The sequence below is a fragment of the Pseudomonas alcaligenes genome (assembly GCF_014490745.1).
Lineage (GTDB): Bacteria > Pseudomonadota > Gammaproteobacteria > Pseudomonadales > Pseudomonadaceae > Aquipseudomonas > Aquipseudomonas alcaligenes_C.
In genome coordinates this window covers 4,062,796-4,086,720 of sequence record NZ_LZEU01000001.1, presented here as the reverse complement: position 1 = coordinate 4,086,720, position 23,925 = coordinate 4,062,796, and the positions used below count along the sequence as shown (strand labels likewise).

Sequence of the window (23,925 nt, the reverse complement as noted above, 5' to 3'; positions counted from 1 at the left end):
TGTCTAGATGAAGCGCAATGGATTTACTCTGATCGAGCTGATGATTACGGTGGCGGTGGTCGGTATTCTGGCTGCCATCGCCTACCCGAGTTACAGCGAGTATGTGAAGAAAACCCGGCGGGCCGAGGTAGTGGCGATTCTGTTGGAGGATGCGCAGATCATGGAGCGCTTCTATACGCAGAACGGTACTTATGAAGGCGCTGCCATCGGCGATCAGAGTCCGGCAGATGGTACGGCCGTGTATGATATTGCCATCGATGATGCTGCCACTTCCTCCAGCGCCTTTGTGATCAATGCGACGGCTGTGTCTGGTGGAGTCATGGATGGCGATACTTGTGAGGCGTTGAGTATCAACGAGCTGGGCGAGCAGACCTCGAGCGATAATGCGGTCTGCTGGCGACGCTGAGTGCAAGCGTGAAACAAAGGGGAGCATGGCTCCCCTTTTTCTTTGTTAGGGGGTTGTAGTGGCGCACGGCTATTCCACGCTGATCATAGGCGGGGGCGCGCTCGGGCTCCTTGGGGCTTTCGAGCTTGCGCAGGCGGGCGAGTCGATAGTGCTGGTTGAGCGTGGGGCGGTCGGGCAGGAGTCCTCCTGGGCCGGCGGTGGCATAGTTTCCCCGCTGTATCCCTGGCGCTATGGCGCGGCAGTGACGGCGCTGGCGCGCTGGTCGCAGGATTTCTATCCCGACCTGGGGGCGCGCCTGCTGGCGTTGACCGGAGTCGATCCGCAGGTGTACGCCACCGGTCTCTACTGGCTGGATCTGGAAGACGAGCCCGAGGCTCTGCTGTGGGCTCGGCGCGAGGCGCGAGCGTTGCACAAGGTCGGGATGAGCCAGGTTTACGACGCCGTGCCCGTGCTGGGCGCCGGCTTTGCCAGTGCCATCCATATGCCGGGAGTGGCCAATGTGCGTAATCCGCGTCTAGTCAAGGCGCTGCGTGCCGCGTTGCTGGCAATGCCCAATGTGCGGATACACGAGCACACCGAGGTAAGCGGTTTCCTGCAGGAGGGCGGGCGGGTCGCTGGGGTGCAGGCCACGGGTGGAGAGATACGGGCCGAGCGGGTGGTGCTGGCAGCGGGGGCCTGGAGCGGTCAGCTGCTGGCGCAGCTGGGGTTGAACCTGCCGGTCGAGCCGGTCAAGGGGCAGATGATTCTCTACAAGTGCGCCGCGGATTTCCTGCCGGCCATGGTACTGGCCAAGGGGCGTTACGCCATCCCGCGCAAGGATGGCCATATCCTGGTTGGCAGCACCCTGGAGCACGCCGGTTTCGACAAGACCCCGACTGAGGTGGCGCTGGCCAGTCTCAAAGCTTCTGCCGAGGAGCTGTTGCCGGCGCTGGCCGAGGCCGAGCTGGTCGGGCATTGGGCCGGGTTGCGCCCTGGCTCGCCCGAGGGTATTCCCTTTATCGGCGAGGTGCCGGGCTTCCCGGGGTTGTGGCTGAACTGCGGGCATTACCGCAATGGTCTGGTGCTGGCGCCGGCTTCGTGCCGGCTGCTGGTCGATCTGCTGCTGGGGCGCGAGCCGCTGCTCGATCCGGCGCCCTATGCGCCGGCGGGGCGGCTGGGCTGAGCCGCTCTCAGTCGATGCCGAGCTTCTTCAGGCGGTAGCGCATCGAGCGGAAGGTCAGGCCCAGGCGCTGGGCTGCGGCGGTGCGGTTCCAGCGGGTTTCTTCGAGCGCCTGCATGATCAGCTTGCGCTCGATGTCTTCCAGGTAGTCTTCCAGGTTGTCGATTTGTGCCAGCGAGGCTTCGCCGCTCTCGGCGCTGCAGGCGGTTTCGGCCAGGCGCAGGTCGCTGGCGCGGATCTGCTCGTCCTCGCACAGGGTGTAGGCGCGCTCCAGCATGTTCTCCAGCTCGCGCACGTTGCCGGGAAAGCGATAGCTCTTGAGCTTTTCCAGGGCATCGTCGCTGAGCCGGGTCAGTGGCAGGCCGGTGCCTTCGCAGAGGCGGCGCAGCATGGTGTCGGCCAGCAGCGGGATATCCTCGCGGCGCTCGCGCAGTGGTGGTACGCGCAGTTCGATGACGTTGAGGCGATAAAACAGATCCTGGCGGAAGCGCCCGGCCGCCACTTCGGCGGCGAGATCCTTGTGGGTGGCGCAAAGGATGCGTACATCCACCACCACTTCCTGCTGGCCGCCGACGGCGCGTACGGCCTTTTCCTGAATCGCGCGCAGCAGCTTGACCTGCATGGACAGTGGCAGGTCGGCCACTTCGTCGAGGAACAGGCTGCCGCCGTTGGCGGCCTGGAACAGCCCCTGCTTGTCCTCGATAGCGCCGGTGAAGCTGCCCTTCTTGTGGCCGAAGAACTCGCTCTCCATCAGCTCGGAGGGGATGGCACCGCAGTTGACCGGGACGAAGGGGCGCTCGGTGCGCGGGCCCTGTTCGTGGATCAGGCGGGCCACCAGTTCCTTGCCGCTGCCCGACTCACCGCTGATGTACACCGGTGCCTGGCTGCGCGCCAGCTTGAGGATCTGGCTGCGCAGCGCGCGCATCGGTGGCGACTCGCCAAGCAGGCGGGTGTCCACCGGGCCGTCTTCATCGCTGGCGCTGCGCAGGCGCAGGGCGGTGGCTACCAGCTCGCGCAGGCGGCCGAGGTCGACCGGTTTGGTCAGGAAGTCGAAGGCGCCAGCCTTGAGAGCGTTGATCGCAGTGTCAAGGCTGCCGTAGGCGGTGATCATCGCCACCGGCACCTGTGGGTGGCGCTGCTGGATGTGCTGGACGATTTCCAGGCCGGTGCCGTCGGGCAGGCGCATGTCGGTCAGGCACAGGTCGAAGGGCTCGCGCGCCAGCCACTCGCGGGCTTCCTTGACGTTGCGCGCGCTGCGCGTGTCGAGCTTCATCCGGCCCAGGGTGATTTCCAGGAGTTCGCGGATATCGGGCTCGTCGTCGACGATCAGGGCTCTCTGCCGGGTACTCATGTTCAGCTCAGTTTGCGTGGATGGGCGAAGGTGATGCGAAAGCAGCTGCCGCCGCCATCGCGCGGTTTGTAGTCGAGGCGCGCCTGGTTGCTTTCGCACAGCTCGCGGGAAATATACAGGCCCAGGCCGGTGCCTTTGTTGTCGGTGGTGTAGAACGGCTCGAAGATGTGCTGCACTTGCTCCGGCGGCACGCCGGGGCCGTCGTCGAGCACCTCCAGTACCGGCAGGTCGCTGTCCGCATCACGGAACAGCTTGAGCCAGACCTGGCCGAGCTGGTGCCTCTGCGCACTGTAGCGAAGGCCGTTCTGCACCAGGTTGGTCAGTACCTGGGTCAGCTGGTGCGGATCCATGCGAGTCTGCAGGCCGCTGCCGATGGCTTCCAGGTGCAGGCTCTGGTCGAGGGTGGCGATCGAGCTGCGGAATTCGCTGGCGAAGCGGTGCAGCCAGTATTTCAGGTCGAGCAGCTGGGGCTCGGCCTGGCGCCGCCGCGACAGCTGCAGGACGTTCTCGATCACCAGGTTCATCCGCCGCGAGTGATCCTGGATGATCTGTGCCAGGCGCCGATCCGGGCCTTCCAGTTCCTCCGACTCCTGCAGCAGCTGGGCGGCATGGCTGATGGCGCCGAGCGGGTTACGGATCTCGTGGGCGATGCCAGCGGTCAGGCGGCCGAGGGAGGCGAGCTTGAGCTGCTGGGCCTGCTGGGTGATCTGCGAGATGTCCTCGAGGAACACCAGGCTGTGCAGTTCCTCGCCGCGCTGCAGGGCGATGAAGCTCGGCTGCAGCAGCGGCCCGTCGGCCACCACCTGCAGGCTCTGCGGGCGCAGGGTCGGGTTGTGCTGCCACTGCTGCAGGCGCTTGACCAGCTCCGGGCAGTGCGGGTCGAGTACCTTGCCGGTCAGCTCGTTGCGGTTGAGCAGGGTCAGCGCGCCCTGGTTGGCCAGCAGCACGCGATTGTGCTTGTCCAGCACCAGGATGCCGGTGCGCATGCGCTGCAGGATCAGGGCGTTGAGCGCCTCCAGGCTGGCCACGTCGACGGCGCGCTGCTCGGCCAGGCTTTCGCTGAGCTGCAGGCGCCGACTAAGCCCCTGGAGGAAGATCGCCGCGGCAAAGCACAGGGCGCCGAGGGCGCCGGCCTGCACATACTGGGCAGCCGCCGCGGGGCGGCTGAGGCTGAGGTAGAAGGTCAGGTAGATCATGCCGCTGGCGGCGACTGCCGCAATCAGCAGACCGATGCGCCCGCGCAGGAGGATGTTGGCGATGGCCACCGCGACGATCAGCAGGTTGCCCAGGCCGCTGGACACGCCGCCGGCGGCGTAGAACAGGGCCGACAGCAGCAGCACGTCGAACAGGGCCAGGCTGAAGGTCTGCAGCAGGTGGCGCGGACGCTGCATCAGCACGGCGACCAGCACGTTGAAGCTCAGGTACAACCAGCTGCCGTAGCGGAACAGCGGCTCGTGGGCCAGCTGCAGCAGATCGTCGTCCAGGTTGCTGGAGATCAGCAGCACCAAGGCCAGGCCGATGATGACTCGATACAGATGGTAGAGGCGCAGCACCCGGCGGCCGTGGATGCCCTCCAGGCTCAGGGCATCAGCGTTCACCGCGATTCGGCCCTTGCTGCAGGTGCGGCTGGCTGCAGTACCACAGGTTGCCGGCGGCCAGTGCCTGCTGCTGCGGTACGTGCACGCCACAGTGAGCGCAACGCACCATGGGGGCTGCCGCGGCTTCGTGGCGGGTTTGCGCGGTGGCCGCGGGGCGCTTGAGGCGGCGCCAGAACCAGATGGCGGCAGTGATCAGGGCAATCCAGAACAGCAGACGAAACATGGCGGGTTCTTCTTGTTGGCAGGCGAGCAGTGTAGCCAAGGTCGCGGGCCGGGCGCAGCAGTTAAGCGCGCCGTACGGGCATGAAAAAGGGAGGCCGAAGCCTCCCTTTGTGTGCCTGCGTCGTGCTCAGTCGAACACGCCGAAGGTCATGTAGCTGAACCAGGAGCGGTCGTCGGCATTGCCTTCGGCTTCCTGCTGTTCTTCCTTGGCGGCGTCCTGGTTTTCCGGGAGCAGGTCTTCCGGGATCTCTTCCTGGGCGTCTTCGTATTGCTTGATCACGTCCTGGCTGGCGCGGGTTTCGCCCGGCGGCAGCGGTGCATCGGATTCGATCAGACCGAGGGTGGCCTTGGCCAGCCAGGAGCGGTTGTCCGACTCCTCTTCCTGCGGCACGAAGTTGCCGTCGACCAGGCTCGGGTGATCCGGGTAGTTGAGCTTGAGGGTTTCCAGGCTGGTGGCGGCCAGGTCGTTCATTTCCAGGCGCTGGTAGGCCTCGGTCATCACTGCCAGGCCATCACCGACGGCGGGGGTTTCCTGGAAGTTTTCCACCACGTAGCGGCCGCGGTTGGCGGCGGCGACATAGGCCTGGCGGGTCAGGTAGTAGTGGGCGACGTGGATCTCGTAGGCGGCCAACAGGTTGCGCAGGTAGATCATGCGCGCCTTGGCGTCCGGGGCGTAGCGGCTGTTCGGGTAGCGGCTGGTGAGCTGGGCGAATTCGTTGAACGAGTCGCGGGCCGCGCCCGGGTCGCGCTTGGTCATGTCCAGCGGCAGGAAGCGCGCCAGCAGGCCGCGATCCTGGTCGAAGGAGGCCAGGCCCTTCAGGTAGTAGGCGTAGTCGACGTTGGCATGCTGCGGGTGCAGGCGGATGAAACGCTCGGCCGCGGATTTTGCCGCTTCCGGCTCGACGTTCTTGTAATAGGCGTAGATCAGCTCGAGCTGGGCCTGCTCGGCGTAACGGCCGAAGGGATAGCGCGATTCCAGAGCCTTCAGCTTGGCTACGGCATTGTTGTAGCTGCTGTTGTCGAGATCGTCCTGGGCCTGCTGGTACAGCTCGCTCTCGCTCAGGTTCTCGTCCACCTCCGGTTTGTCGGAAGAGCAGGCGGCAGTGAGGGCGATGATGGCGATCAGCAGCAGGTGTTTCACTTGCATGGCGGCTTGCGTCCCTGTGACGGCCGGCTGTCTCGGCCTGAACCGTCCTGTTATGATGGGCGCCCCGGAAATACCCGGGACAAAGACGCCGTATTTAACCACAGCGTGCAGCCGAAACCAAAAGCTGCACCGCCCTCCGCAGCAGCCCATGTCCGAAGACTCCGATCAGCTCATCCAACTCACCGCCGAAGTACCGTCCGACCTCGGTGGCCAGCGCCTCGACCAGGTCGCCGCCCAGCTGTTCGACGAGTACTCGCGTTCGCGCCTGTCCGCCTGGATCAAGGACGGCCGCCTGACCGTCGACGGTGCCGTGCTGCGCCCGCGCGACATCGTTCACAGTGGCGCCGTGCTGGCTCTCGAGGCCGAGCAGGAAGCCCAGGGCGAATGGGTGGCGCAGGACATACCGCTGAACATCGTCTACGAGGACGAGCACCTGCTGGTGATCGACAAGCCAGCCGGGCTGGTGGTGCATCCGGCCGCCGGGCATGCCGACGGCACCCTGCTCAATGCCTTGCTGCACCACGTGCCGGACATCGTCAACGTGCCGCGCGCCGGCATCGTCCATCGCCTGGACAAGGACACCACCGGCCTGATGGTGGTGGCCAAGACCCTGCAGGCGCAGACCAAGCTGGTCGACCAGCTGCAGAAACGCACGGTCAGCCGCATCTATGAATGTATCTGTATCGGCGTGATCACCGCTGGTGGCAAGATCGACGCGCCGATCGGCCGCAGCTCGGCCAACCGCCAGCGCATGGCAGTGATCGACGGCGGCAAGCCGGCCGTTACCCACTACCGGGTGCTGGAACGCTTCCGCTCGCACACCCATGTACGGGTCAAGCTGGAAACCGGGCGTACCCACCAGATCCGCGTGCACATGACCCATGTCGGCTACCCGCTGATCGGTGACCCGCTGTACGCCGGGCGCTTCCGCATCCCGCCGGCGGCCAGCCAGACCCTGGTGCAGACGCTCAAGGAGTTCCCGCGCCAGGCCCTGCATGCGCGCTTCCTCGAGCTGACCCATCCGGCCACCGGGCAGCGCATGAAGTGGGAGTCGCCACTGCCGGATGACCTGGTGTGGATGCTCTCGCTGCTGCGCCAGGACAACGAATCCTTCGTCTGATGAGCGCTGACTGGCTGATTCCCGATTGGCCGGCCCCGGCCAAAGTGCGTGCCTGTGTCACCACCCGCGCTGGCGGCGTCAGCCTGGCGCCGTTCGACAGCCTCAACCTCGGCGACCATGTCGAGGATGAGCTGGCGGCGGTGACCGCCAATCGCCAGCAACTGACCGCGCAACTGCACTGCCAGCCGGCCTGGCTGCGCCAGGTACATGGCACGGCAGTGGTCGAGGCCGATCCGGCGCAGGTGGCCGAGGCCGATGCCAGCTGGAGCGCCACGCCGGGTATCGCCAGCGCGGTACTCACTGCCGACTGCCTGCCGGCGCTGTTCTGCGATCGTGCCGGCAGCCGCGTGGCGGCTGCCCATGCCGGCTGGCGCGGGCTGGCCGGCGGCGTGCTGGAGGCAACCCTGGATGCCCTGGCCCTGCCGCCCGAACAGGTGCTGGTATGGCTCGGCCCGGCCATCGGCCCGACGGCCTTCGAGGTCGGCCCCGAAGTGTGCGAGGCCTTTATCGCCAGCCATGCCGAGAGCGCGGCAGCGTTCCAGCCGAGCATCAATCCCGGCAAGTTCATGGCCGATATCTATGCCCTGGCGCGCATCCGTCTGGCGGCCCGCGGCGTCACTGCCGTGTCGGGCGGCGGCTGGTGTACGGTCAGCGATCCGCGCTTCTTTTCCTACCGCCGTGCCGTGCGTACCGGGCGCTTTGCTTCGCTGGTCTGGCTGGCCGACTGACGCCGATCAACAGCGCGACGCTTGAATCGCGGCAAACTGTCCTCATCTAGTCTTCAACTCAGGGCTTTTTCGTTGCGAGCAGTTCAGCGCTCCGGCCCGATCTAGTGAAGGAAGGACAATCCATGCGAATCGACCGTTTGACCAGCAAGCTGCAGCTTGCCCTTTCCGACGCCCAGTCCGTGGCCGTCGGCCTCGACCATCCGGCCATCGAGCCGCTGCACCTGATGCAGGCCCTGCTCGACCAGCAGGGCGGCTCGATCAAGCCGCTGCTGATGCAGGTCGGCTTCGACGTCAACGCCTTGCGCCAGGCGCTGACCAAGGAACTCGACCACCTGGCGAAAATCCAGAACCCTACCGGCGACGTCAACCTGTCCCAGGATCTGGCGCGCCTGCTCAACCAGGCCGACCGTCTGGCCCAGCAGAAGGGCGACCAGTTCATTTCCAGCGAGCTGGTGCTGCTTGCCGCGATGGATGACAGCACCCGCCTGGGCAAACTGCTGCTGGCCCAGGGCGTGACCAAGAAAGCCCTGGAAAATGCCGTGGCCAACCTGCGCGGCGGCCAGGCGGTGAATGACCCGAACGTCGAGGAAGCGCGCCAGGCGCTGGACAAGTACTGCGTCGACCTCACTGCGCGCGCCGAAGAAGGCAAGCTCGACCCGGTGATCGGCCGCGACGACGAGATCCGCCGTACCATCCAGGTGCTGCAGCGGCGTACCAAGAACAACCCGGTGCTGATCGGCGAACCCGGTGTCGGCAAGACCGCCATCGCCGAAGGCCTGGCCCAGCGCATCGTCAACGGCGAGGTGCCGGACGGGCTGAAGGACAAGCGCCTGCTGTCCCTCGACATGGGCTCGCTGATCGCCGGCGCCAAGTTTCGCGGCGAGTTCGAGGAGCGCCTGAAGGCGGTGCTCAACGAGCTGGGCAAGCAGGAAGGGCGCATCATCCTGTTCATCGACGAGCTGCACACCATGGTCGGCGCCGGCAAGGCCGAGGGCGCGATGGACGCCGGCAACATGCTCAAGCCGGCTCTGGCCCGCGGCGAGCTGCACTGCGTCGGCGCCACCACCCTGGACGAGTACCGCCAGTACATCGAGAAGGACGCGGCCCTAGAGCGGCGCTTCCAGAAGGTGCTGGTGGACGAGCCGAGCGAGGAAGACACCATCGCCATCCTGCGTGGCCTCAAGGAACGCTACGAGGTGCACCACGGGGTGACCATCACCGACGGCGCGATCATCGCCGCGGCCAAGCTCAGCCATCGCTACATCACCGACCGCCAGCTGCCGGACAAGGCCATCGACCTGATCGACGAGGCGGCCAGTCGCATCCGCATGGAGATCGACTCCAAGCCGGAAGCCCTGGATCGCCTGGAGCGGCGCCTGATCCAGCTGAAGATCGAGCGTGAGGCGCTGAAGAAGGAGGACGACGACGCCGCCCTCAAGCGCCTGGAGAAGCTCAAGGAAGACATTGCCAAGCTGGAGCTGGAGTACGCCGACCTGGAGGAAATCTGGAAGTCGGAGAAGGCCGAGGTGCAAGGCTCGGCGCAGATTCAGCAGAAGATCGAGCAGGCCAAGGCCGATCTCGAGGCGGCGCGGCGCAAATCCGACCTGCAGCGCATGGCCGAGCTGCAGTACGGGGTGATCCCGGATCTGGAGCGCAGCCTGCAGATGGTCGATCAGCACGGCAAGGCGGAGAACCAGCTGCTGCGCAACAAGGTCACCGACGAGGAAATCGCTGAAGTGGTGTCCAAGTGGACTGGCATTCCGGTGGCCAAGATGCTTGAGGGCGAGCGCGACAAGCTGCTGAAGATGGAAGGCCTGCTGCACCAGCGGGTAATTGGCCAGAACGAGGCCGTGGTGGCAGTAGCCAACGCGGTGCGGCGTTCCCGCGCCGGCCTGGCCGACCCCAATCGGCCCAGTGGTTCCTTCCTCTTCCTCGGCCCTACCGGGGTGGGCAAGACCGAACTGTGCAAGGCGCTGGCCGAGTTCCTCTTCGATACCGAGGAGGCGCTGGTGCGCATCGACATGTCCGAGTTCATGGAAAAACACTCGGTGGCCCGACTGATCGGCGCGCCGCCCGGCTATGTCGGTTACGAGGAGGGCGGTTACCTGACCGAGGCGGTACGCCGCAAACCCTATGCGGTGGTGCTGCTCGACGAGGTGGAGAAGGCCCATCCGGATGTGTTCAACATCCTCCTGCAGGTGCTTGAGGATGGTCGCCTGACCGACAGCCACGGACGCACCGTGGACTTCCGTAATACCGTGGTGGTGATGACCTCCAACCTCGGCTCGGCGCAGATCCAGGAGCTGGTCGGCGATCCGGAGGCGCAACGCGCGGCGGTGATGGATGCGGTGGGCAGCCATTTCCGTCCGGAGTTCATCAACCGCATCGACGAGGTGGTGGTGTTCGATCCGCTGGGCCGCGAGCAGATCGCCGGCATCGCCGAGATCCAGCTGCAGCGCCTGCGTAAACGCCTGGCCGAGCGCGAGCTGCACCTGGAGCTGTCGAGCGAGGCGTTGGACAAGCTGATCGCCGTCGGTTACGACCCAGTGTATGGCGCACGGCCGCTGAAGCGGGCGATTCAGCGCTGGATCGAGAACCCGCTGGCCCAGCAGATCCTGGCCGGGCAGTTCCTGCCGGGCGCGCAGATCCGCGCGCGGGTCGAGGGCGAGGAGCTGGTGTTCGCCTGAGCCTAGCGCTTATGCAAACGCCCCGCCCGGGTAACCCGGACGGGGCGTTTTTGTTGTGGCTGGGGATGGCGCTCAGATGTGCTGCAGTACCAGCTCCAGGGCGCTGGCCTGCTCGTCGGCCAGGTCGATGATGTGGAAACCGCTCCAGCCGTTCTGGTTGTTGGCGCCAGGGCGGCTCCACAGGCAGTCGGCGCCCAGGCGGATCTCGTGGATGCCCTCCACGGGCGGCTCCAGGGTCAGGCGGCATTCCCATACCGAGTCGCTTTCCACCTCGGTCTCGCTGAACAGCATGAAGCCGTCGGCGGAGAGATCGACGATGCGCCCGAGACGGCGTCCGGAATGCAGGTCGAAGACTTCGATGTGCAGCGCGGTGGTGTGCCGGTTGTGCTGGCGACGATCGTCCATTCAGGCTCCTTGTCCGACTTCAGTGGCGCGTCCGGTAAAACGTTGCAGGACGCGGTAGATGGCGCCGAGGGCGCGATCGACCAGAGGCGAGCTGCGCTCGGGTGGCACGATGCGCGCCAGGCCCTGCTCCATTTCGCTGGCCAGCTGGCGGATCGGTTTGATCGCCACGCGCTGCCCGCTGTGGTCGACGAACATGTAGTTGTGGGTGGTGGGGCTGAACCAGGACAGCTTGAGGCTGCGGGTTTCCTTGCCCTGGACGAACTCGAACCAGGTGCCGAATTCGACCTGCTGCAGTTCCTTCATCAGGCTCTGGGCGCGCGGCGACAGGTTGCCGCTGGGCTTGACCGGTTCGGCCAATACCGCGTCTTCGCCGAGCATGGCGCCCAGCGGGCTGTCCGGCAGCTGGGTCTTGATCTGTGCGGCGATCTGCGGCTGCTGGGCCTGCACGGCATGCTGGCAGGCGACTATGTCCTGCAGCAGGCGGCGCACGCCGTCCTCGTGGTAGCCGCCGAGCAGCTCCAGGCCCTTGCGCAGCTCGTCGAGCAGGGCCACGCGCTGGCTCTGCAGGCGCGTGCGGCCGTCGGCGTCGAGTGGGGTGCCGCTCCAGGCCAGCAGCTCGGCGACCTCGCCGGCGCGCTGCCATTCCGGGCTGCGCTCGCCGTGACGGAGCAGGACGAACACCAGCACGTCGGCCCAGGTCAGTTCGAGGAAGTTGCGGATGATCGCCGGCAGCTCGCGCTCCTGTACGGCCTTGGTGATCACTTCGACAGCCAGCTGGCGGGCACCGAGCAGCTTGTCGCGGCCCTTGGCCGCTTCCACCGCGCGGCGTTCGCGCAGTTCGACCTTGTGCTTGAGGGTGGCGACGAACTCGTTGAACTCTTCCAGCAGGCTGTCGAACAGCTGTAGGTCGCCGACGAAGCCGTGGATGACCCGCTCGACCACCCACTGCATCTTCGCCAGCAGGCCGCGTTCGTCGCCTTCGCCGCCGTACAGCACGCCGGCCTGGGCCATGGTGTTGAGCAGGCGGCGGGCCGGATGGTGGTGCTGGGTGAACAGCGCCTTGTCCTGCAGCGCCACCTTCAGATAGGGCGTGTGCAGATGGGAGAGGGCGGTCTTGCAGGCGTCCGGCAGATTGTCGTCGTCGAGGATGAAGTCGAACAGCATGCCGACCAGGTCGATCACGTCGGCTTCCTGGTCGGACAGCTTCTGCTGGCCGGGCAGGGCGCTGTGGGCTTCCAGTTGCTGCTGCAGGCCTACCTTGAGCTCTTCCACCGGCTGCGGGTGGTGCAGGCGCTGGCTGAGGCTGTTGGCCGACTGTTGCTGCAGGCGGTTGAGAGCGTCGAGCAGTTCGCTGGCGCTGTAGGTGCTGGTGGCGGTGCGCGGGGCGAAACTGGCGATGCTGCGCGCGCCGCCGGGCAGCGGGGCGTCGAGGTCGCGTTCGCGGCGTTCGCTGAGCAGCGCGGTAAGGCCGCCGAACAGCTGTACCGGATCGGCCGATGGCGGCGCCGCGAGGTCGAGCGGCATGGCCGAACCTGTAGCGCCCGCGGCGGCGGAGCCCGGCTGGCCGGCTGGAGCCGATCGCTCGCTGGCATTGCCCGGGCTTGTGGTTGCGGTGGCGGCCGGCTCGGCAGGCGGGCTGGTTGCGCCGCTGCTGCTCGGGCTGCTGGCGCCGCGTTGCGGGGTAAACTTGAGGTTGGGCAGGATGCCGGCGGCGATCAGCCGCTGGTTGAGCATCTCGTAGAGCGAGTCGAGGCCTTCCATGACATGCCGGTCGAACAGCATGTAGAGGATGACCTTGATCCGCAGCGGCAGCGGGTGCGGGGTAAGCGCGGCGCGGAAGGCATCGGCGATGGCCTGGGGGCCGAACGGGTTGCTGTCCTCGCCGAGCTTGTGCCCGTTGTTGAGCAGGGCCAGGCGCTGCTCCAGGGCAAACAGGCCGCGGGCGCTGTGGGCGCGTACCCGGCTGACCATGTTGGTGACCTGCAGGCTTTCTTCATATTCCTCGTTCTGCACCAGCTCCAGTTGCTCGGCATCCAGCGCGGCAGTGTCCGGGGTTGGCTTGAGCTTGCCTTCGAGGAAGTCGGAGAAATTCTGCGCGATGCTCTGGTGGTAGCTGCGCTCAAGCTGCGGGCGCAGCTTGCGGATATCGCGCATGCTGTCGAAAAACAGGGTCTGAAGTCGATTGTTCTCGGCCTTCTCCGCGCATTCGAAGAGCGTATCGTCGACCTGGCCGAACACCCCGCCGAGGTGCTCGGCCAGGTTGTTCATCACCAGCTTGCGGCAGTCCTGCACCAGTTCGCTGAAGCGAGGCTGGATGCCGCGGCTGGCCAGACCGGGGGTGGGTCTGGAAGAAGGAGGCGGAGCGTCCTGGGAACTCATGGGTCATCCTGGATGAAACGGCGGCCCGCTCGGGGACGCTGAAATGGAGATCATGCCGCAAAGATAGAATAGTCGGTTATTTTTCGGCAAAGCATTGTTGGATAAGTCTTTTAAAGGGTTGACAGCAACGTTTTGGTACGTAAAATGGCGCGCCTCTGATACGGGAAACGGCATAGCCGCTACAGTGTTGGAGCTGGAATGACGAAGTTCCGCGATAGCTCAGTCGGTAGAGCAAATGACTGTTAATCATTGGGTCCCTGGTTCGAGTCCAGGTCGCGGAGCCAAATTCCAATCGGGGTATAGCGCAGTCCGGTAGCGCGCTTGCTTTGGGAGCAAGATGTCGGGAGTTCGAATCCCCCTACCCCGACCATTTCAGGGTCGTTAGCTCAGTTGGTAGAGCAGTTGGCTTTTAACCAATTGGTCGTAGGTTCGAATCCTACACGACCCACCATATAGAAAAACGAAGCCCGCCTTGTGCGGGCTTCGTGCTTTTTGTCGTCCGGGTTTTTCAGGGCTCCAGGCCGAGGCGCTGGATGCTGCGATCCAGCGCTTTCATTACCTCATCGCCGACTGCCTTGCTGCACATCAGGTAGCGCCGCTGGCCGGGCGGGATGTCCGGCATCTTCAGGCTGCTGAGGCGGGCATTGTTGAGGTCGGCCTCGGCGAGGATGTAGGGCAGCTCGCGTTCGTCGACCAGGGTGTAGTCGATGCGCTCGGCAGCCAGCATGCGTACGTTCTGCGAAGGCGGTGCGGTGACCCGGCTGGGGTTGCCGCGGGCCAGCAGGGCATCCAGTTCGCCGTAGGAAAAACCGTCCACCACGCCCAGGCGCAGCGGGCTGGCGAGCAGGTCGGCAAGGCTGGAGTAGCTGCTCAGCTGCTGTTGCAGAGTGGCGCGAGTCAGGATGGTCATCGGTTCGTCGCGGTAGATGGCGCGGCTGAAGCGAGCGAAGGCTTCGCGTTGCGGGGTCTTGAACCAGCCGGTGGAGCAGGCGGCGGCCTGTCCCTGTTCGAGCTCGAGGAGGATGCGCTTGGCCGGGCGCGCCTCGAAGTGCACGGCTATTGCGGCCTGGCTGAAGATGGCGCGGGTGCGTTCGAGGAGAAAACCGGTCGGCTGGCCCTTTTCCGTGTGGTAGTAGGGCGGCTTCTCGATGTAGTAGACGGTCAGCGGCTCGGCGCGAAGCGGCAGAGCGGCCGCCAGGCAGAGCAGGGCGAGCAGGCTGCGCATGGGCGCTCCCGGGTGGGTGGGCTCCATGCGCAGTATAGGTGCTGCCTCAGTGCAGCTTGAGGCGCGGCTCGGTGCTGCGGCCGATGCGGTCGCTGAGCATCAGCAGGGCGGTGCGCACAGTGCCGTACAGCGCCATCTGGTGCATGCGGTACAGCGAGATGTAGAACATCCGTGCCAGCCAGCCCTCCAGTTTGACGCTGCCCATCAGGTTGCCCATCAGGTTGCCGACGGCGGAGAAGCGTGACAGCGAGATCAGCGAGCCGTAGTCGCGGTAGGCGAAGCTCGGCAGCGGCTGGCCGCTCAGGCGTAGCTTGAGCGACTTGGCCAGCAGCGAGGCCTGCTGATGGGCGGCCTGGGCGCGTGGCGGCACATTGCGCTCGCTGCCGTCGCCGATGGGGCAGGCGGCGCAGTCACCGAAGGCGAAGATGTTGTCGTCCAGGGTGGTCTGCAGGGTCGGGCGTACCAGCAGCTGGTTGATCCGGTTGCACTCCAGGCCGTCCAGTTCGCGCAACACGGCCGGGGCGCGGATGCCGGCGGCCCAGACCTTGAGACTGGCCGGGATCTCCATGCCCTGGGCGGTGCGCAGGGCATCGGCGCTGACCTCGCTGACGGCCGTGCCGGTGAGCACGGTGACGCCGAGTCTTTCCAGAGTCTGGTGTACCGGCTGGCTGATGCGTTCCGGCAATGCCGGCAGCACGCGCGGGCCGGCTTCGACCAGGGTGATACGCATGTTCTGCGGCTGAATGCCATCGAGGCCATAGGCGGCCAGCTCGTGGGCAGCATGGTGCAGCTCGGCGGCCAGCTCGACACCGGTGGCGCCGGCACCGACGATGGCCACGCTGATGTGGTTGTCGTCCAGGCGTCCGGCATGGGCACGCAGGTAGTGGTTGAGCAGTTGGCGGTGGAAGCGTTCGGCCTGCTCGCGGGTGTCGAGGAAGATGCAGTGTTCGCCGGCGCCGGGGGTGCCGAAATCATTGGTGGTGCTGCCGACCGCCAGTACCAGGCTGTCGTAGCCCAGCTCGCGCTCGGGCAGTAGCTCGCCGCCGTCCTCGTCCAGAGTGGCGGCCAGGCGGATGCTGCGCCGCGCGCGATCCAGCCCGCTCATGCGCCCGAGCTGGAACTCGAAGTGGTTCCACTTGCCCTGGGCCACGTAGTTCAGCTCGTCCTCGGAGGAGTTCAGCGAACCGGAGGCTACTTCGTGCAGCAGCGGTTTCCAGATATGGGTGAGGTTGGCGTCGACCAGGACAACCTGGGCCTGGCTGCGTTTGCCCAGGGTTCTACCCAGGCGGGTAGCAAGCTCCAGGCCGCCGGCGCCGCCGCCGACGATCACGATACGATGGGTCATGGGGATATCTCATAGGCTTGTGGAATCCGGGTGGGCCGGCCTGGGCGAGCGCGAAGCAGCTCATAGCACCAGGCGGGCAAGCAGGCGGCTGAGGATGCCGAGGGCGATGACCGTACCGATGGTCAGCAGCAACAGGCGCCAGGGTCGGAAGGGTTGACGCTCGACCTGGTGCTGCGGGGCACTTAAATACTGATCGACACGTTGCTGATCTTCCGGGCTCAGGCGACTGGTCATGGCAGGCCTCTCAGGTGGATGGGGGCATTCTAGCTGGGGCGCTCGCGCCCGCTCAATCTGTCTCGCAGCGTCGTGCGGGCCGGCTCATAGGCTGATGCCGGCATCGAACAGCACGGTGCGGCCGAGGTTGTTGCGCAGGAAGTCCGGGGCGTCGGCATGGGCGAACAACACGCGGCAGTAGGTCGGGCCGACTAGCGATAGCGAGCGCCAGCCCTGGCGCAGGTATTCGCCCGGGGGCGGGAAGGGCGTGTTGAAATCCGGCAGGTTGTGCTTGAGGCTGGCGAAGGCCAGCAGATCCAGCTCGCCGAGGTCGATGCCACGCTCGCGGTAGTTGTGCGCCTTCTTGCGCAGGGTGGGCGCCAGGCGCGCTTGCAGCTCGGTGGCGGGGATGCGCCGCGGGCGCCGTTCGCGGCGCAGCAGTTGGCTGAGTGAGAGGGCGCTGCGGCGCCGTTCCAGTTCGACGCGCCACTCGTCATTCAGGCGGCGGCCCTCGTCGAGGACGAAGAACACTTCGAAGTTGGCTTCGCGAAACTGCACATCCGGCGGCTCCCGGCTGCTGCTGGCGAACTCCTCCTGGCGAAAGGGCACGTTGAGGCTGAGCAGCAGGCGCTGGCAGACCCAGCGCTCGCGCTCCCACTTGCGCGCATTGGAAAGGAAGTCGTTGGCCTGCTCGGCCTGCCGGGTCAGCAGGCGCAGGTAGTCGGAATCGTCCATGCACGGAGCATAACTGCAAATCGGCGCGGCGACAGTTGGCCGCGCTGAACTGCCCGGGAGGCAGGTGTACACTCGGCTGTCGCCATCCGGGAGCTGCCATGTCGATTCGCCCAGCCACGCCTGCCGATCATCCGGCCCTGCTTGCGCTCTGGCAGCGCACACCGGGAATCCGTTTGCGTGCCGAGGATGGCTATGCGCCGTTCTGCGCCTACCTGACGCGCAATCCGCAGCTGAGCCTGGTGCTCGAGATCGATAGCCAGTTGGCGGGCTGCCTGTTGGTCGGGCATGACGGCCGGCGCGGTTATCTGCAGCATCTGGTGGTGGATGAGCCCTGGCGTGGGCGCGGTTTGGCGCGGGCCCTGCTGGCCGAGGCGCTGGCGAACCTGGCGCGCCTGGGCATCGACAAGTCCCACGTGTTTGTATTGCAGGATGCGCCCGCGGCCCTGGGCTTTTGGCAGGCCCAGCCTGGCTGGGAGCGGCGCGAGGATATTCAGGTGTTTTCCACGAGGAGTGAGGCATGAGGATCGGTTTGTTTCTGGCGGTCTGGCTGGTGTCCGGACTGGCCCTGGCGCTTGAGCCTGGCGAGCGTCTGGCGCCCTGGACGCTGCTCGATCAGTTCGATCGTCCTTACAGCCTGGACGAACGCCTGCAGGTGCTGCTGGTGGCGCGTGACATGGACGGCGCCAAGCTGCTGAAAGCAGCTCTGCAGGACAAGCCCGAGGGCTATCTGGAGCAGCGTCATGCGCTGTTCCTGGCCGATATCAGTGGCATGCCTGGGCCGATTGCCAAGCTGTTCGCCATACCGGCCATGCGCGATTACCACTACCGGGTATTGCTCGATCGCGAGGCGCGGGTGGTGCCGCGTTATCCCGTGGTGGCGGGAAGCGTGCTGTGGCTGGATCTGCGTGACGGGCGCCTGCAGGGGCAGCGCAGCTTCGCCGATGCGGCGGCGCTACGTGCGACCCTGGAGCAGGCCGGGCAGTGATCGCGGCCGCATTGTTGGCGCCGGGCAGTCTGTGGCTCGGCTGGCTGCTGTATGGGCTGGCGCTACTGTGGGCCCTGTGGCGCGCGCCCTGGGTCGAGCTGTGCAGCGATCAGCGCCGCCAGCATTTGCTGTTCGGCACCATTCTCGGCCTGTTCCTGCTGTGGCTGGTGCGGCGCGATTTCGCCTCGGGGTTGTCTTTCCATTTCATCGGCATGACTGCCGTTACCCTGTTGCTGGACTGGCCGTTGGCCGTGCTTGGCGGGCTGGCAGCACAACTGGCGCTGGTGCTGATGGGCCGCCAGGATCTGCAGGCGCTGGGCGTCAACGGTGTGCTGCTGGTGCTGATCCCGGTGTTGATCACCGAAGTCTGCGCGCAGCAGGTGGAGCGCCGCCAGCCGCGCAACCTGTTCGTGTATATCTTCTGCAGCGGCTTCTTTCCGGCTGGCCTGGCGGCGCTGGCGACCCTGCTGTGTGGCCTGGGCCTGCTGTGGTTCGACGGCCTCTACGAGATGCCGCCATGGCTCGACGACTTCATCGGCTACCTGTGGCTGGTGATGTTTCCCGAGGCATTCATCAACGGCATGGTGGTCACCGGCTTGGTGGTGTTCTACCCGGACTGGCTGGAAACCTTCAATCGCACCCGCTATCTCTCCGCGCCCTGGAAGGACGACGAGCCGCCCAGCTGACGCCGGTCAATATGTGCCGGCCGGCGCTTGGTCATGCTGGCGCAAATGCTGGAGGGCAATCTATGGGCGTACACGAGTGGGCGCGCCAGGAGCTGGCAGGCTGCCTGGTGCGGGGCGAGGGGCAGGGCTTCGAGGCCGTGATGTGTCTGCGGGCTTTGCTCAGCGTGGTGGTCGAGCAGAACAATGAGCTGCGCGGGGCGGCTGATCTGGCTCGGGAGCTGGAGTTTCTTGCCGACAATCTGGATAGCGAGCGCGATTACACCTTCATGCGCCCCTGAGGGCGCATTCGGTCAGTGGCCGCGCGGCGGCAGGTCTTCCGAGAACAGCTCGTCTTCCAGCTGGTCGCCGGGAATGGCGTGGGCTTCGGAGGCCCAGGCGCCGAGGTCGATCAGCTTGCAGCGCTCGCTGCAGAAGGGCCGGTTCGGGCTTTGCGGGCCCCATTCGACCGGGGCGCCACAGGTGGGGCATTGTACGGTGCTGCTCATGCTCGGCCTCCGCGCAGGGTTAGATAGAACTGGTGCAGGCGTTCGACTTCGCTCTGCAGCCAGGCCAGGTCGCGGTCGTTGTGCAGTACATCATCGGCGTGGCGCAGGCGCTCTTCGCGGCTGGCCTGGGCCTTGAGAATGGCGCGCACCTGCTCCTCGTTGCTCTGGTCGCGGGCGATGGTGCGCTGCAGTTGCAGCTGCTCCGGGGCATCCACCACCAGCACGCGCTGGGTCATGCGGCGCTGGCCGGACTCGATCAGCAGCGGCGACACCAGGATCGCATAGGGCGATTCTGCCTTGGCCAGGTACTGGACGATTTCCGTGCCGATCAGCGGATGCAGCAGGCTTTCAAGCCAGCGCCGCTGCTGTTCGTCCTGGAAAATCAGTTGGCGCAGGGCGGCGCGGTTCAGGCTGCCATCGGCCTGCAGTACCTGCGGGCCGAAGCGCTCGGCAATCTGCGCCAGGGCCGGGCGCCCGGGTTCGACCACCCAGCGGGCGGCGTGATCGGCATCCACCAGATGCACGCCAAGGTCGATGAAGTGTTGCGCGACAGCGCTCTTGCCGCTGCCGATACCGCCAGTCAGGCCGAGAATCCAGGGTGTGCTCATCTAAAACCGGCGAAGTGCAGATAGGTTCCGGTTATTTGATCACCCCAGAGCAGCGCAATCCAGCCAGCAATTGCCAGATAGGGGCCGAAAGGGATAGGCGTGCTGGTTTCCTGGTTGCGCAGGCGCAGCATGATCACCCCGAGCACGGCGCCGACCAGCGACGACAGCAGGATGGTCAGCGGCAGAATCTGCCAGCCGCCCCAGGCGCCGAGCATGGCCAGCAACTTGAAGTCGCCATAGCCCATGCCTTCCTTGCCGGTCAGCAGCTTGAACAGCCAGTACACCGACCACAGGCTGAGGTAGCCGGCGATGGCGCCCCACAGGGCGTTTTCCAGGCTGGTGTACTGGCCATAGAGATTGGCGATCAGGCCCAGCCACAGCAGCGGCAGAACCAGCACGTCGGGCAGCAGCTGGTGGTCGCAGTCGATCAGGCTCATCGCCAGCAGGCCCCAGGTCAGCACCAGCATGCCAGCGGCTGGCCAGCCGAAACCAAAGCGGTAGGCGACATAGCCGGACAGCAGGCCGCAAGCCAGTTCCACCAGCGGGTAGCGCTTGCTGATCGGAGCCTTGCAGCTTGAGCACTTGCCACGCAGCGCCAGATAACTGATGACCGGAATGTTCTCCCAGGCCTTGATCTGGTGGCCGCAATGCGGGCAGCAGGAGTGCGGCAACACCAGGTTGAAGGTTTCCCCGGCCGGCTCGGCGGGCAGCTCGAGGATGCTGCGCGCTTCTGTCTGCCAGTCGCGCTGCATCATCTTCGGCAGACGGTAGATGACGACGTTAAGAAAACTGCCGATCAGCAGGCCAAGCAAGGTTGCGCACAAAACAAAGGCCGGCAAATTGCCGGCCAGAAAATTGATCACCTGCATGATTAGACAACGGCACCCAGCTGGAAGATTGGCAGGTACATGGCGATAACCAGGCCGCCAACCAAGACACCCAGTACGGACATAATCATGGGCTCCATCAGGCTAGTCAGACCGTCGACCATGTTGTCGACCTCGTCCTCGTAAAAAGTGGCAACTTTGTCGAGCATGTCGTCGAGGGCGCCAGACTCTTCACCGATAGCGGTCATCTGCAGGGCCATGCTGGGGAACACACCAGTAGTGCGCATGGAGAAGTTCAGCTGCATACCGGTGGAGACATCCTGTTTGATCTTGTTCACTGCAGACTTGAATACGATATTGCCGGTTGCTCCGGCAACGGAGTCCAGTGCATCTACCAGCGGAACACCAGCTGCGAAGGTTGTGGCCAGAGTGCGCGCGAAGCGGGCAACCGATGATTTGTAGATGATGTCACCTACAAGTGGAACTTTCAGTACTGTCCGATCAAGCCAGTCGCGGAATTTCTCCGAGCGTTTTTGGGTTTCTTTGAGTGCGAAAGCTGCTCCGAAAAGCCCCACGAGTACAGCAAGCCACCATTTCTGGAGTAGTTCGGATAGACCAATAACCATCTGAGTAAAAGCAGGTAGTTCCGCGCCAAAACTGGCAAAAACCGACTGGAACTGCGGCACAACTTTGATCAGCAAAATGGCGGATACGATCAAGGCGACGACGATGACCGCAATGGGGTAGTTCATTGCTTTCTTGATCTTGGCCTTGAGGGCTTCAGTCTTTTCCTTATAGGTGGCGACGCGATCCAATAGGGTTTCCAGCGCGCCGGACTGTTCACCGGCATCGACCAAGTTGCAATAGAGGTCATCGAAGTACAGTGGGCGCTTGCGCAGGGAGGAAGCAAAGCTGTTACCGGCGGCTACGTCCTGCTTCACGTCATCCACCAGCTTGCGCATGTTGGGGTTGTCGAAGCCTTCGCTGATTATGTCGAAGGAGTTCAGTAGGGGAACACCGGCTTTCATCATGGTCGCCATCTGTCTAGTAAACAGGGCGATATCCATGGGCTTGATTTTTTTTCCTTTGCCGAACAAAGGGGCGGCTTTTTTGCGCACTTTGAGAGGATTGATGCCCTGTTTGCGCAATTGTGCCTTGACCAAGGCGGGGTTCGGGCCTGACAGCTCACCTTTGACTTTGGTGCCGCGCTTATCTGTACCTTCCCAGGCAAATACGCTGTTTTTTATAGCTTTTTCGGCCATGGTTTAGTCCTTGGTCACGCGGTTGATTTCCTCAAGGCTGGTCACGCCTTGCATAGCCTTGAACAGGCCGGATGTACGCAGATCGTTGAAACCATCGCGACGGGCCTGCTCGGCAATTTCGATGGAGTTGCCTTCCTCCATGATAATCCGTTGCAAGGCGGGAGTGATTTTAACTACTTCATAAATACCCACTCGACCTTTATAGCCGCCCTTGCAGTTCTCGCATCCAATCGGGCCGTAGAGCTTGAAGCTGCCAATCTGGCTTTCCGGGAAGCCTTCTTTGATCAGTGTGTCGGCTGGAACTTCAACGGGTTTCTTGCAGCTGGAGCAGAGCTTGCGCGCCAGGCGCTGGGCAATGATCAGGTTGACCGAGGTGGCAATGTTGAACGCCGGGACGCCCATGTTGCGCAGGCGGGTCAGGGTTTCCGCGGCGCTGTTGGTGTGCAGGGTCGACATCACCATGTGGCCGGTCTGGGCGGCCTTGATGGCAATTTCTGCGGTTTCCAGGTCGCGGATCTCGCCGACCATGATGATGTCCGGATCCTGGCGCAGGAAGGCGCGCAGGGCCTGGGAAAAGTCCATGCCTTGCCTGGGATTGACGTTAACCTGGTTGATGCCTTCCAGGTTGATCTCCACCGGGTCTTCGGCGGTGGAGATGTTCACATCAACAGTGTTGAGGATGTTCAGGCCGGTATACAGGGATACCGTTTTGCCCGAACCAGTGGGGCCGGTGACCAAGATCATGCCCTGCGGTTGCTTCAGGGCATTCATGTACAGTTCTTTCTGTGCGTCCTCATAACCCAGGGCGTCAATACCCATCTGGGCACTGGTGGGGTCGAGGATCCGCATCACAATCTTCTCCCCCCACAGGGTGGGGAGGGTGTTGACGCGGAAGTCGATGGCCTTGGTCGAGGAGATTTTCATCTTGATCCGGCCATCCTGAGGCTTGCGCCGTTCAGAGATGTCCAAGCTGGCCATTACCTTCAGACGTGCGGAAATGCGAGGGGCCAGTTGGATCGGGGGGCGCGCAACCTCGTGCAGGATGCCGTCAGTACGAAAGCGCACCCGGTAGGCTTTCTCGTAAGGTTCAAAGTGCAGGTCGGAAGAGCCGCCTTTGATCGCATCCAGCAGCATCTTGTTGACGAAGCGCACTACGGGGGCATCATCGGCATCGCTGCCAGCGCCATCATCTTTCTTATCATCATCGACAGACTCAATATCGACGCTGTCCAGGTCGATATCGCCCATGCCTTCAAGGCCGGTGCTGGCATTGTCGAAGAACTTCTCGATAGCGTCGCCGAGCCTGTCGTCCTCGACCAGAATGGCCTCGGTATTGAGGCCGGTGCTGAACTGGATGTCGGTAATGGCTTGATGATTGGTCGGGTCGGATACGCCGACATACAGTTTATTGCCGCGGCGATAAAGAGGCAGGGCGCGGTGCTGGCGAATCAGCTTCTCGCTAACCAGATCGCGCGGCTGGCTCTCCTTATCCATGGAGCTTAAATCCATGAACGCGATACCGAACTGCTCGGCGGCCAGTTCGGCCAGGGCTCGACTCTTGACCAGCTTGTTCTGTACCAGGTACGTCACCAGCGACAGCTTGTTGCGTGCTGCCTGTTGCTGGGCTTGCTGTGCCGAGCGCTCGTCGAGCAGTTCGGCCAACACCATCTGGCGAGCCAGGCCGGAGAGAGAAACAGTATCGTTCATGGTCGGGGACGCATCAGTGAGCAGTGGTGCCTTATAACTTAGTTGAAAGGGGCTGCCAAATCCTCCAGCTTGGGGTGACGCAAAGTGTCACAAACTCCCGGAAAAAGCGTGGTTTGGTGCAGGTGCTGTGCCGCTATCCGCTTGCAGTGGGGCTGTTCTGGAGTTGGCACGCAAGCTGCTAATCCTTCTGCAGGTCGAGTGGCCTGACTAATTTCTTCCTTGATGGAGATGCTTATGAAAGCGCAAAAAGGCTTTACCCTTATCGAACTGATGATCGTAGTTGCCATCATCGGTATCCTGGCGGCCATCGCTCTGCCGGCCTACCAGGACTACACCATTCGTGCGCGTGTTTCTGAGGCGGTGGTTGTCGCTTCGGGTGCCAAGGCTACTGTTGGTGAGAACATTGCTAACAACAATGCTATCGATACCGACTCCTGTGACGGTGTAACCGCTATCACTACCGCTACTGATAACGTTGCAAGCATGAGCTGCTCGAGTGGTGAGATTACTGTTACTACTACCACTAAAGCTGGTGGTATTACTATTACGCTGTCCCCTGCTCAGGTTAGTGCTGGTATTAGCTGGACGTGTGCGGTTAGTGATGCCGCAAGCAATAAGTATGTACCGGCAGAGTGCCGTATCTGA

General features: G+C 64.2%; 25 protein-coding genes and 3 tRNA genes. 13 read left to right on the top strand and 15 right to left on the bottom strand.

Going from position 1 to position 23,925, the window contains the following annotated elements; genetic code table 11:
- The first annotated feature begins 7 nt into the window (after window positions 1-7).
- Window positions 8-406: a type IV pilin protein gene (locus tag A9179_RS18685; RefSeq protein WP_187807711.1), complete on the top strand. Its 399-nt coding sequence runs from the start codon at window positions 8-10 to the stop codon at window positions 404-406.
- Window positions 407-464: 58 nt separating this feature from the next.
- On the top strand, window positions 465-1,568 hold the full coding sequence (gene thiO, locus A9179_RS18680) for a glycine oxidase ThiO (RefSeq protein WP_187807710.1): 1,104 nt from the start codon (window positions 465-467) through the stop codon (window positions 1,566-1,568).
- Between the two features lie 7 nt (window positions 1,569-1,575).
- Here thiO and A9179_RS18675 read toward each other — a convergent pair whose 3' ends face one another.
- From A9179_RS18675 to A9179_RS18660, 4 genes are all read right to left on the bottom strand, one after another.
- Entirely contained in the window at window positions 1,576-2,916 is a 1,341-nt protein-coding gene (locus A9179_RS18675; protein ID WP_187807709.1) for a sigma-54-dependent transcriptional regulator, read from the bottom strand.
- A gap of 2 nt (window positions 2,917-2,918) precedes the next feature.
- Entirely contained in the window at window positions 2,919-4,514 is a 1,596-nt protein-coding gene (locus tag A9179_RS18670) for a sensor histidine kinase (RefSeq protein WP_187807708.1), read from the bottom strand.
- Window positions 4,504-4,737: a PP0621 family protein gene (locus A9179_RS18665; protein WP_187807707.1), complete on the bottom strand. Its 234-nt coding sequence runs from the start codon at window positions 4,735-4,737 to the stop codon at window positions 4,504-4,506. The genes A9179_RS18670 and A9179_RS18665 overlap by 11 nt, the downstream gene beginning before the upstream one ends.
- A gap of 126 nt (window positions 4,738-4,863) precedes the next feature.
- Entirely contained in the window at window positions 4,864-5,883 is a 1,020-nt protein-coding gene (locus tag A9179_RS18660) for an outer membrane protein assembly factor BamD (RefSeq protein ID WP_187807706.1), read from the bottom strand.
- 148 nt (window positions 5,884-6,031) lie between these two features.
- On the opposite strand from A9179_RS18660, the gene rluD reads away from it, so the two are divergent.
- From rluD to clpB, 3 genes are all read left to right on the top strand, one after another.
- Window positions 6,032-7,003 (top strand): 23S rRNA pseudouridine(1911/1915/1917) synthase RluD, encoded by a 972-nt coding sequence (gene rluD / locus A9179_RS18655; protein WP_187807705.1) that lies wholly within the window; start codon window positions 6,032-6,034, stop codon window positions 7,001-7,003.
- Entirely contained in the window at window positions 7,003-7,731 is a 729-nt protein-coding gene (pgeF, locus tag A9179_RS18650) for a peptidoglycan editing factor PgeF (RefSeq protein ID WP_187807704.1), read from the top strand. Before rluD ends, pgeF begins: the two co-directional genes overlap by 1 nt.
- A 122-nt stretch (window positions 7,732-7,853) precedes the next feature.
- Complete coding sequence (gene clpB / locus A9179_RS18645) at window positions 7,854-10,418, top strand: ATP-dependent chaperone ClpB (protein ID WP_187807703.1); 2,565 nt, start codon at window positions 7,854-7,856, stop codon at window positions 10,416-10,418.
- 72 nt (window positions 10,419-10,490) lie between these two features.
- Here the strand turns inward: clpB and A9179_RS18640 are convergent, their stop codons facing one another.
- Entirely contained in the window at window positions 10,491-10,823 is a 333-nt protein-coding gene (locus A9179_RS18640; protein ID WP_187807702.1) for a PilZ domain-containing protein, read from the bottom strand.
- Entirely contained in the window at window positions 10,824-13,202 is a 2,379-nt protein-coding gene (locus A9179_RS18635) for a DUF1631 domain-containing protein (RefSeq protein ID WP_187807701.1), read from the bottom strand. It abuts the gene before it with no gap.
- Between the two features lie 208 nt (window positions 13,203-13,410).
- On the opposite strand from A9179_RS18635, the gene A9179_RS18630 reads away from it, so the two are divergent.
- The 3 genes from A9179_RS18630 (at window position 13,411) to A9179_RS18620 (ending at window position 13,653) form a co-directional block, all read left to right on the top strand.
- Window positions 13,411-13,486, top strand: a tRNA-Asn gene (locus A9179_RS18630).
- Window positions 13,487-13,495: 9 nt separating this feature from the next.
- Window positions 13,496-13,572: transfer RNA gene (locus A9179_RS18625), tRNA-Pro, on the top strand.
- 5 nt (window positions 13,573-13,577) lie between these two features.
- Window positions 13,578-13,653: transfer RNA gene (locus A9179_RS18620), tRNA-Lys, on the top strand.
- A 57-nt stretch (window positions 13,654-13,710) separates the two neighbouring features.
- Here A9179_RS18620 and A9179_RS18615 read toward each other — a convergent pair.
- The 4 genes from A9179_RS18615 to A9179_RS18600 form a co-directional block, all read right to left on the bottom strand.
- Complete coding sequence (locus A9179_RS18615) at window positions 13,711-14,427, bottom strand: substrate-binding periplasmic protein (protein ID WP_187807700.1); 717 nt, start codon at window positions 14,425-14,427, stop codon at window positions 13,711-13,713.
- A gap of 46 nt (window positions 14,428-14,473) precedes the next feature.
- Window positions 14,474-15,772, bottom strand: a complete 1,299-nt coding sequence (locus A9179_RS18610) for an NAD(P)/FAD-dependent oxidoreductase (RefSeq protein WP_187807699.1) — start codon at window positions 15,770-15,772, stop codon at window positions 14,474-14,476.
- Window positions 15,773-15,832: 60 nt separating this feature from the next.
- Window positions 15,833-16,006 carry a DUF3094 domain-containing protein gene (locus tag A9179_RS18605; RefSeq protein WP_187807698.1) on the bottom strand — a complete coding sequence of 58 codons (174 nt, stop codon included), beginning with the start codon at window positions 16,004-16,006 and terminating at the stop codon, window positions 15,833-15,835.
- An 84-nt stretch (window positions 16,007-16,090) separates the two neighbouring features.
- The gene (locus tag A9179_RS18600; RefSeq protein ID WP_187807697.1) at window positions 16,091-16,720 is read right to left on the bottom strand and encodes a DUF1780 domain-containing protein; all 630 of its coding nucleotides are present in this window, start codon (window positions 16,718-16,720) and stop codon (window positions 16,091-16,093) included.
- A gap of 98 nt (window positions 16,721-16,818) precedes the next feature.
- On the opposite strand from A9179_RS18600, the gene A9179_RS18595 reads away from it, so the two are divergent.
- The 4 genes from A9179_RS18595 to A9179_RS18580 all read left to right on the top strand — a co-directional run bounded on the left by A9179_RS18595 (window position 16,819) and on the right by A9179_RS18580 (window position 18,669).
- On the top strand, window positions 16,819-17,241 hold the full coding sequence (locus A9179_RS18595) for a GNAT family N-acetyltransferase (RefSeq protein ID WP_187807696.1): 423 nt from the start codon (window positions 16,819-16,821) through the stop codon (window positions 17,239-17,241).
- Window positions 17,238-17,705, top strand: coding sequence for an FAD/FMN-containing dehydrogenase (locus tag A9179_RS18590; RefSeq protein WP_187807695.1), 468 nt, complete (start codon window positions 17,238-17,240; stop codon window positions 17,703-17,705). The genes A9179_RS18595 and A9179_RS18590 overlap by 4 nt, the downstream gene beginning before the upstream one ends.
- Complete coding sequence (locus A9179_RS18585) at window positions 17,702-18,391, top strand: energy-coupling factor ABC transporter permease (RefSeq protein ID WP_187807694.1); 690 nt, start codon at window positions 17,702-17,704, stop codon at window positions 18,389-18,391. The genes A9179_RS18590 and A9179_RS18585 overlap by 4 nt, the downstream gene beginning before the upstream one ends.
- A 62-nt stretch (window positions 18,392-18,453) precedes the next feature.
- The gene (locus A9179_RS18580) at window positions 18,454-18,669 is read left to right on the top strand and encodes a hypothetical protein (protein WP_187807693.1); all 216 of its coding nucleotides are present in this window, start codon (window positions 18,454-18,456) and stop codon (window positions 18,667-18,669) included.
- Between the two features lie 12 nt (window positions 18,670-18,681).
- On the opposite strand, the gene yacG is transcribed toward A9179_RS18580, so the two are convergent.
- Genes yacG through pilB form a run of 5 tightly spaced genes read right to left on the bottom strand, consistent with a single transcriptional unit; the run spans window position 18,682 to window position 23,280 of the window.
- Window positions 18,682-18,876, bottom strand: a complete 195-nt coding sequence (gene yacG / locus A9179_RS18575; RefSeq protein WP_187807692.1) for a DNA gyrase inhibitor YacG — start codon at window positions 18,874-18,876, stop codon at window positions 18,682-18,684.
- Window positions 18,873-19,484: a dephospho-CoA kinase gene (gene coaE / locus A9179_RS18570; RefSeq protein WP_187807691.1), complete on the bottom strand. Its 612-nt coding sequence runs from the start codon at window positions 19,482-19,484 to the stop codon at window positions 18,873-18,875. The genes yacG and coaE overlap by 4 nt, the downstream gene beginning before the upstream one ends.
- A complete protein-coding gene (locus A9179_RS18565) occupies window positions 19,481-20,353 on the bottom strand; it encodes a prepilin peptidase (protein WP_187807690.1) in 873 nt (290 codons plus the stop codon). Before A9179_RS18565 ends, coaE begins: the two co-directional genes overlap by 4 nt.
- A 2-nt stretch (window positions 20,354-20,355) precedes the next feature.
- Complete coding sequence (locus tag A9179_RS18560; RefSeq protein WP_187807689.1) at window positions 20,356-21,573, bottom strand: type II secretion system F family protein; 1,218 nt, start codon at window positions 21,571-21,573, stop codon at window positions 20,356-20,358.
- A gap of 3 nt (window positions 21,574-21,576) precedes the next feature.
- On the bottom strand, window positions 21,577-23,280 hold the full coding sequence (pilB, locus tag A9179_RS18555) for a type IV-A pilus assembly ATPase PilB (protein ID WP_187807688.1): 1,704 nt from the start codon (window positions 23,278-23,280) through the stop codon (window positions 21,577-21,579).
- A 234-nt stretch (window positions 23,281-23,514) separates the two neighbouring features.
- On the opposite strand from pilB, the gene A9179_RS18550 reads away from it, so the two are divergent.
- The gene (locus A9179_RS18550; RefSeq protein ID WP_187807687.1) at window positions 23,515-23,925 is read left to right on the top strand and encodes a pilin; all 411 of its coding nucleotides are present in this window, start codon (window positions 23,515-23,517) and stop codon (window positions 23,923-23,925) included.

Bases quoted from the DNA above. Each gene is read 5' to 3' on its own strand.
- A9179_RS18685 (WP_187807711.1), top strand. From the start codon at position 8: ATGAAGCGCAATGGATTTACTCTGATCGAGCTGATGATTACGGTGGCG.
- A9179_RS18675 (WP_187807709.1), bottom strand. From the start codon at position 2,916: ATGAGTACCCGGCAGAGAGCCCTGATCGTCGACGACGAGCCCGATATC.
- A9179_RS18665 (WP_187807707.1), bottom strand. From the start codon at position 4,737: ATGTTTCGTCTGCTGTTCTGGATTGCCCTGATCACTGCCGCCATCTGG.
- A9179_RS18660 (WP_187807706.1), bottom strand. From the start codon at position 5,883: ATGCAAGTGAAACACCTGCTGCTGATCGCCATCATCGCCCTCACTGCC.
- rluD (WP_187807705.1), top strand. From the start codon at position 6,032: ATGTCCGAAGACTCCGATCAGCTCATCCAACTCACCGCCGAAGTACCG.
- pgeF (WP_187807704.1), top strand. From the start codon at position 7,003: ATGAGCGCTGACTGGCTGATTCCCGATTGGCCGGCCCCGGCCAAAGTG.
- clpB (WP_187807703.1), top strand. From the start codon at position 7,854: ATGCGAATCGACCGTTTGACCAGCAAGCTGCAGCTTGCCCTTTCCGAC.
- A9179_RS18640 (WP_187807702.1), bottom strand. From the start codon at position 10,823: ATGGACGATCGTCGCCAGCACAACCGGCACACCACCGCGCTGCACATC.
- A9179_RS18635 (WP_187807701.1), bottom strand. From the start codon at position 13,202: ATGAGTTCCCAGGACGCTCCGCCTCCTTCTTCCAGACCCACCCCCGGT.
- A9179_RS18615 (WP_187807700.1), bottom strand. From the start codon at position 14,427: ATGCGCAGCCTGCTCGCCCTGCTCTGCCTGGCGGCCGCTCTGCCGCTT.
- A9179_RS18610 (WP_187807699.1), bottom strand. From the start codon at position 15,772: ATGACCCATCGTATCGTGATCGTCGGCGGCGGCGCCGGCGGCCTGGAG.
- A9179_RS18605 (WP_187807698.1), bottom strand. From the start codon at position 16,006: ATGACCAGTCGCCTGAGCCCGGAAGATCAGCAACGTGTCGATCAGTAT.
- A9179_RS18600 (WP_187807697.1), bottom strand. From the start codon at position 16,720: ATGGACGATTCCGACTACCTGCGCCTGCTGACCCGGCAGGCCGAGCAG.
- A9179_RS18595 (WP_187807696.1), top strand. From the start codon at position 16,819: ATGTCGATTCGCCCAGCCACGCCTGCCGATCATCCGGCCCTGCTTGCG.
- A9179_RS18590 (WP_187807695.1), top strand. From the start codon at position 17,238: ATGAGGATCGGTTTGTTTCTGGCGGTCTGGCTGGTGTCCGGACTGGCC.
- A9179_RS18580 (WP_187807693.1), top strand. From the start codon at position 18,454: ATGGGCGTACACGAGTGGGCGCGCCAGGAGCTGGCAGGCTGCCTGGTG.
- yacG (WP_187807692.1), bottom strand. From the start codon at position 18,876: ATGAGCAGCACCGTACAATGCCCCACCTGTGGCGCCCCGGTCGAATGG.
- coaE (WP_187807691.1), bottom strand. From the start codon at position 19,484: ATGAGCACACCCTGGATTCTCGGCCTGACTGGCGGTATCGGCAGCGGC.
- A9179_RS18565 (WP_187807690.1), bottom strand. From the start codon at position 20,353: ATGCAGGTGATCAATTTTCTGGCCGGCAATTTGCCGGCCTTTGTTTTG.
- A9179_RS18560 (WP_187807689.1), bottom strand. From the start codon at position 21,573: ATGGCCGAAAAAGCTATAAAAAACAGCGTATTTGCCTGGGAAGGTACA.
- pilB (WP_187807688.1), bottom strand. From the start codon at position 23,280: ATGAACGATACTGTTTCTCTCTCCGGCCTGGCTCGCCAGATGGTGTTG.
- A9179_RS18550 (WP_187807687.1), top strand. From the start codon at position 23,515: ATGAAAGCGCAAAAAGGCTTTACCCTTATCGAACTGATGATCGTAGTT.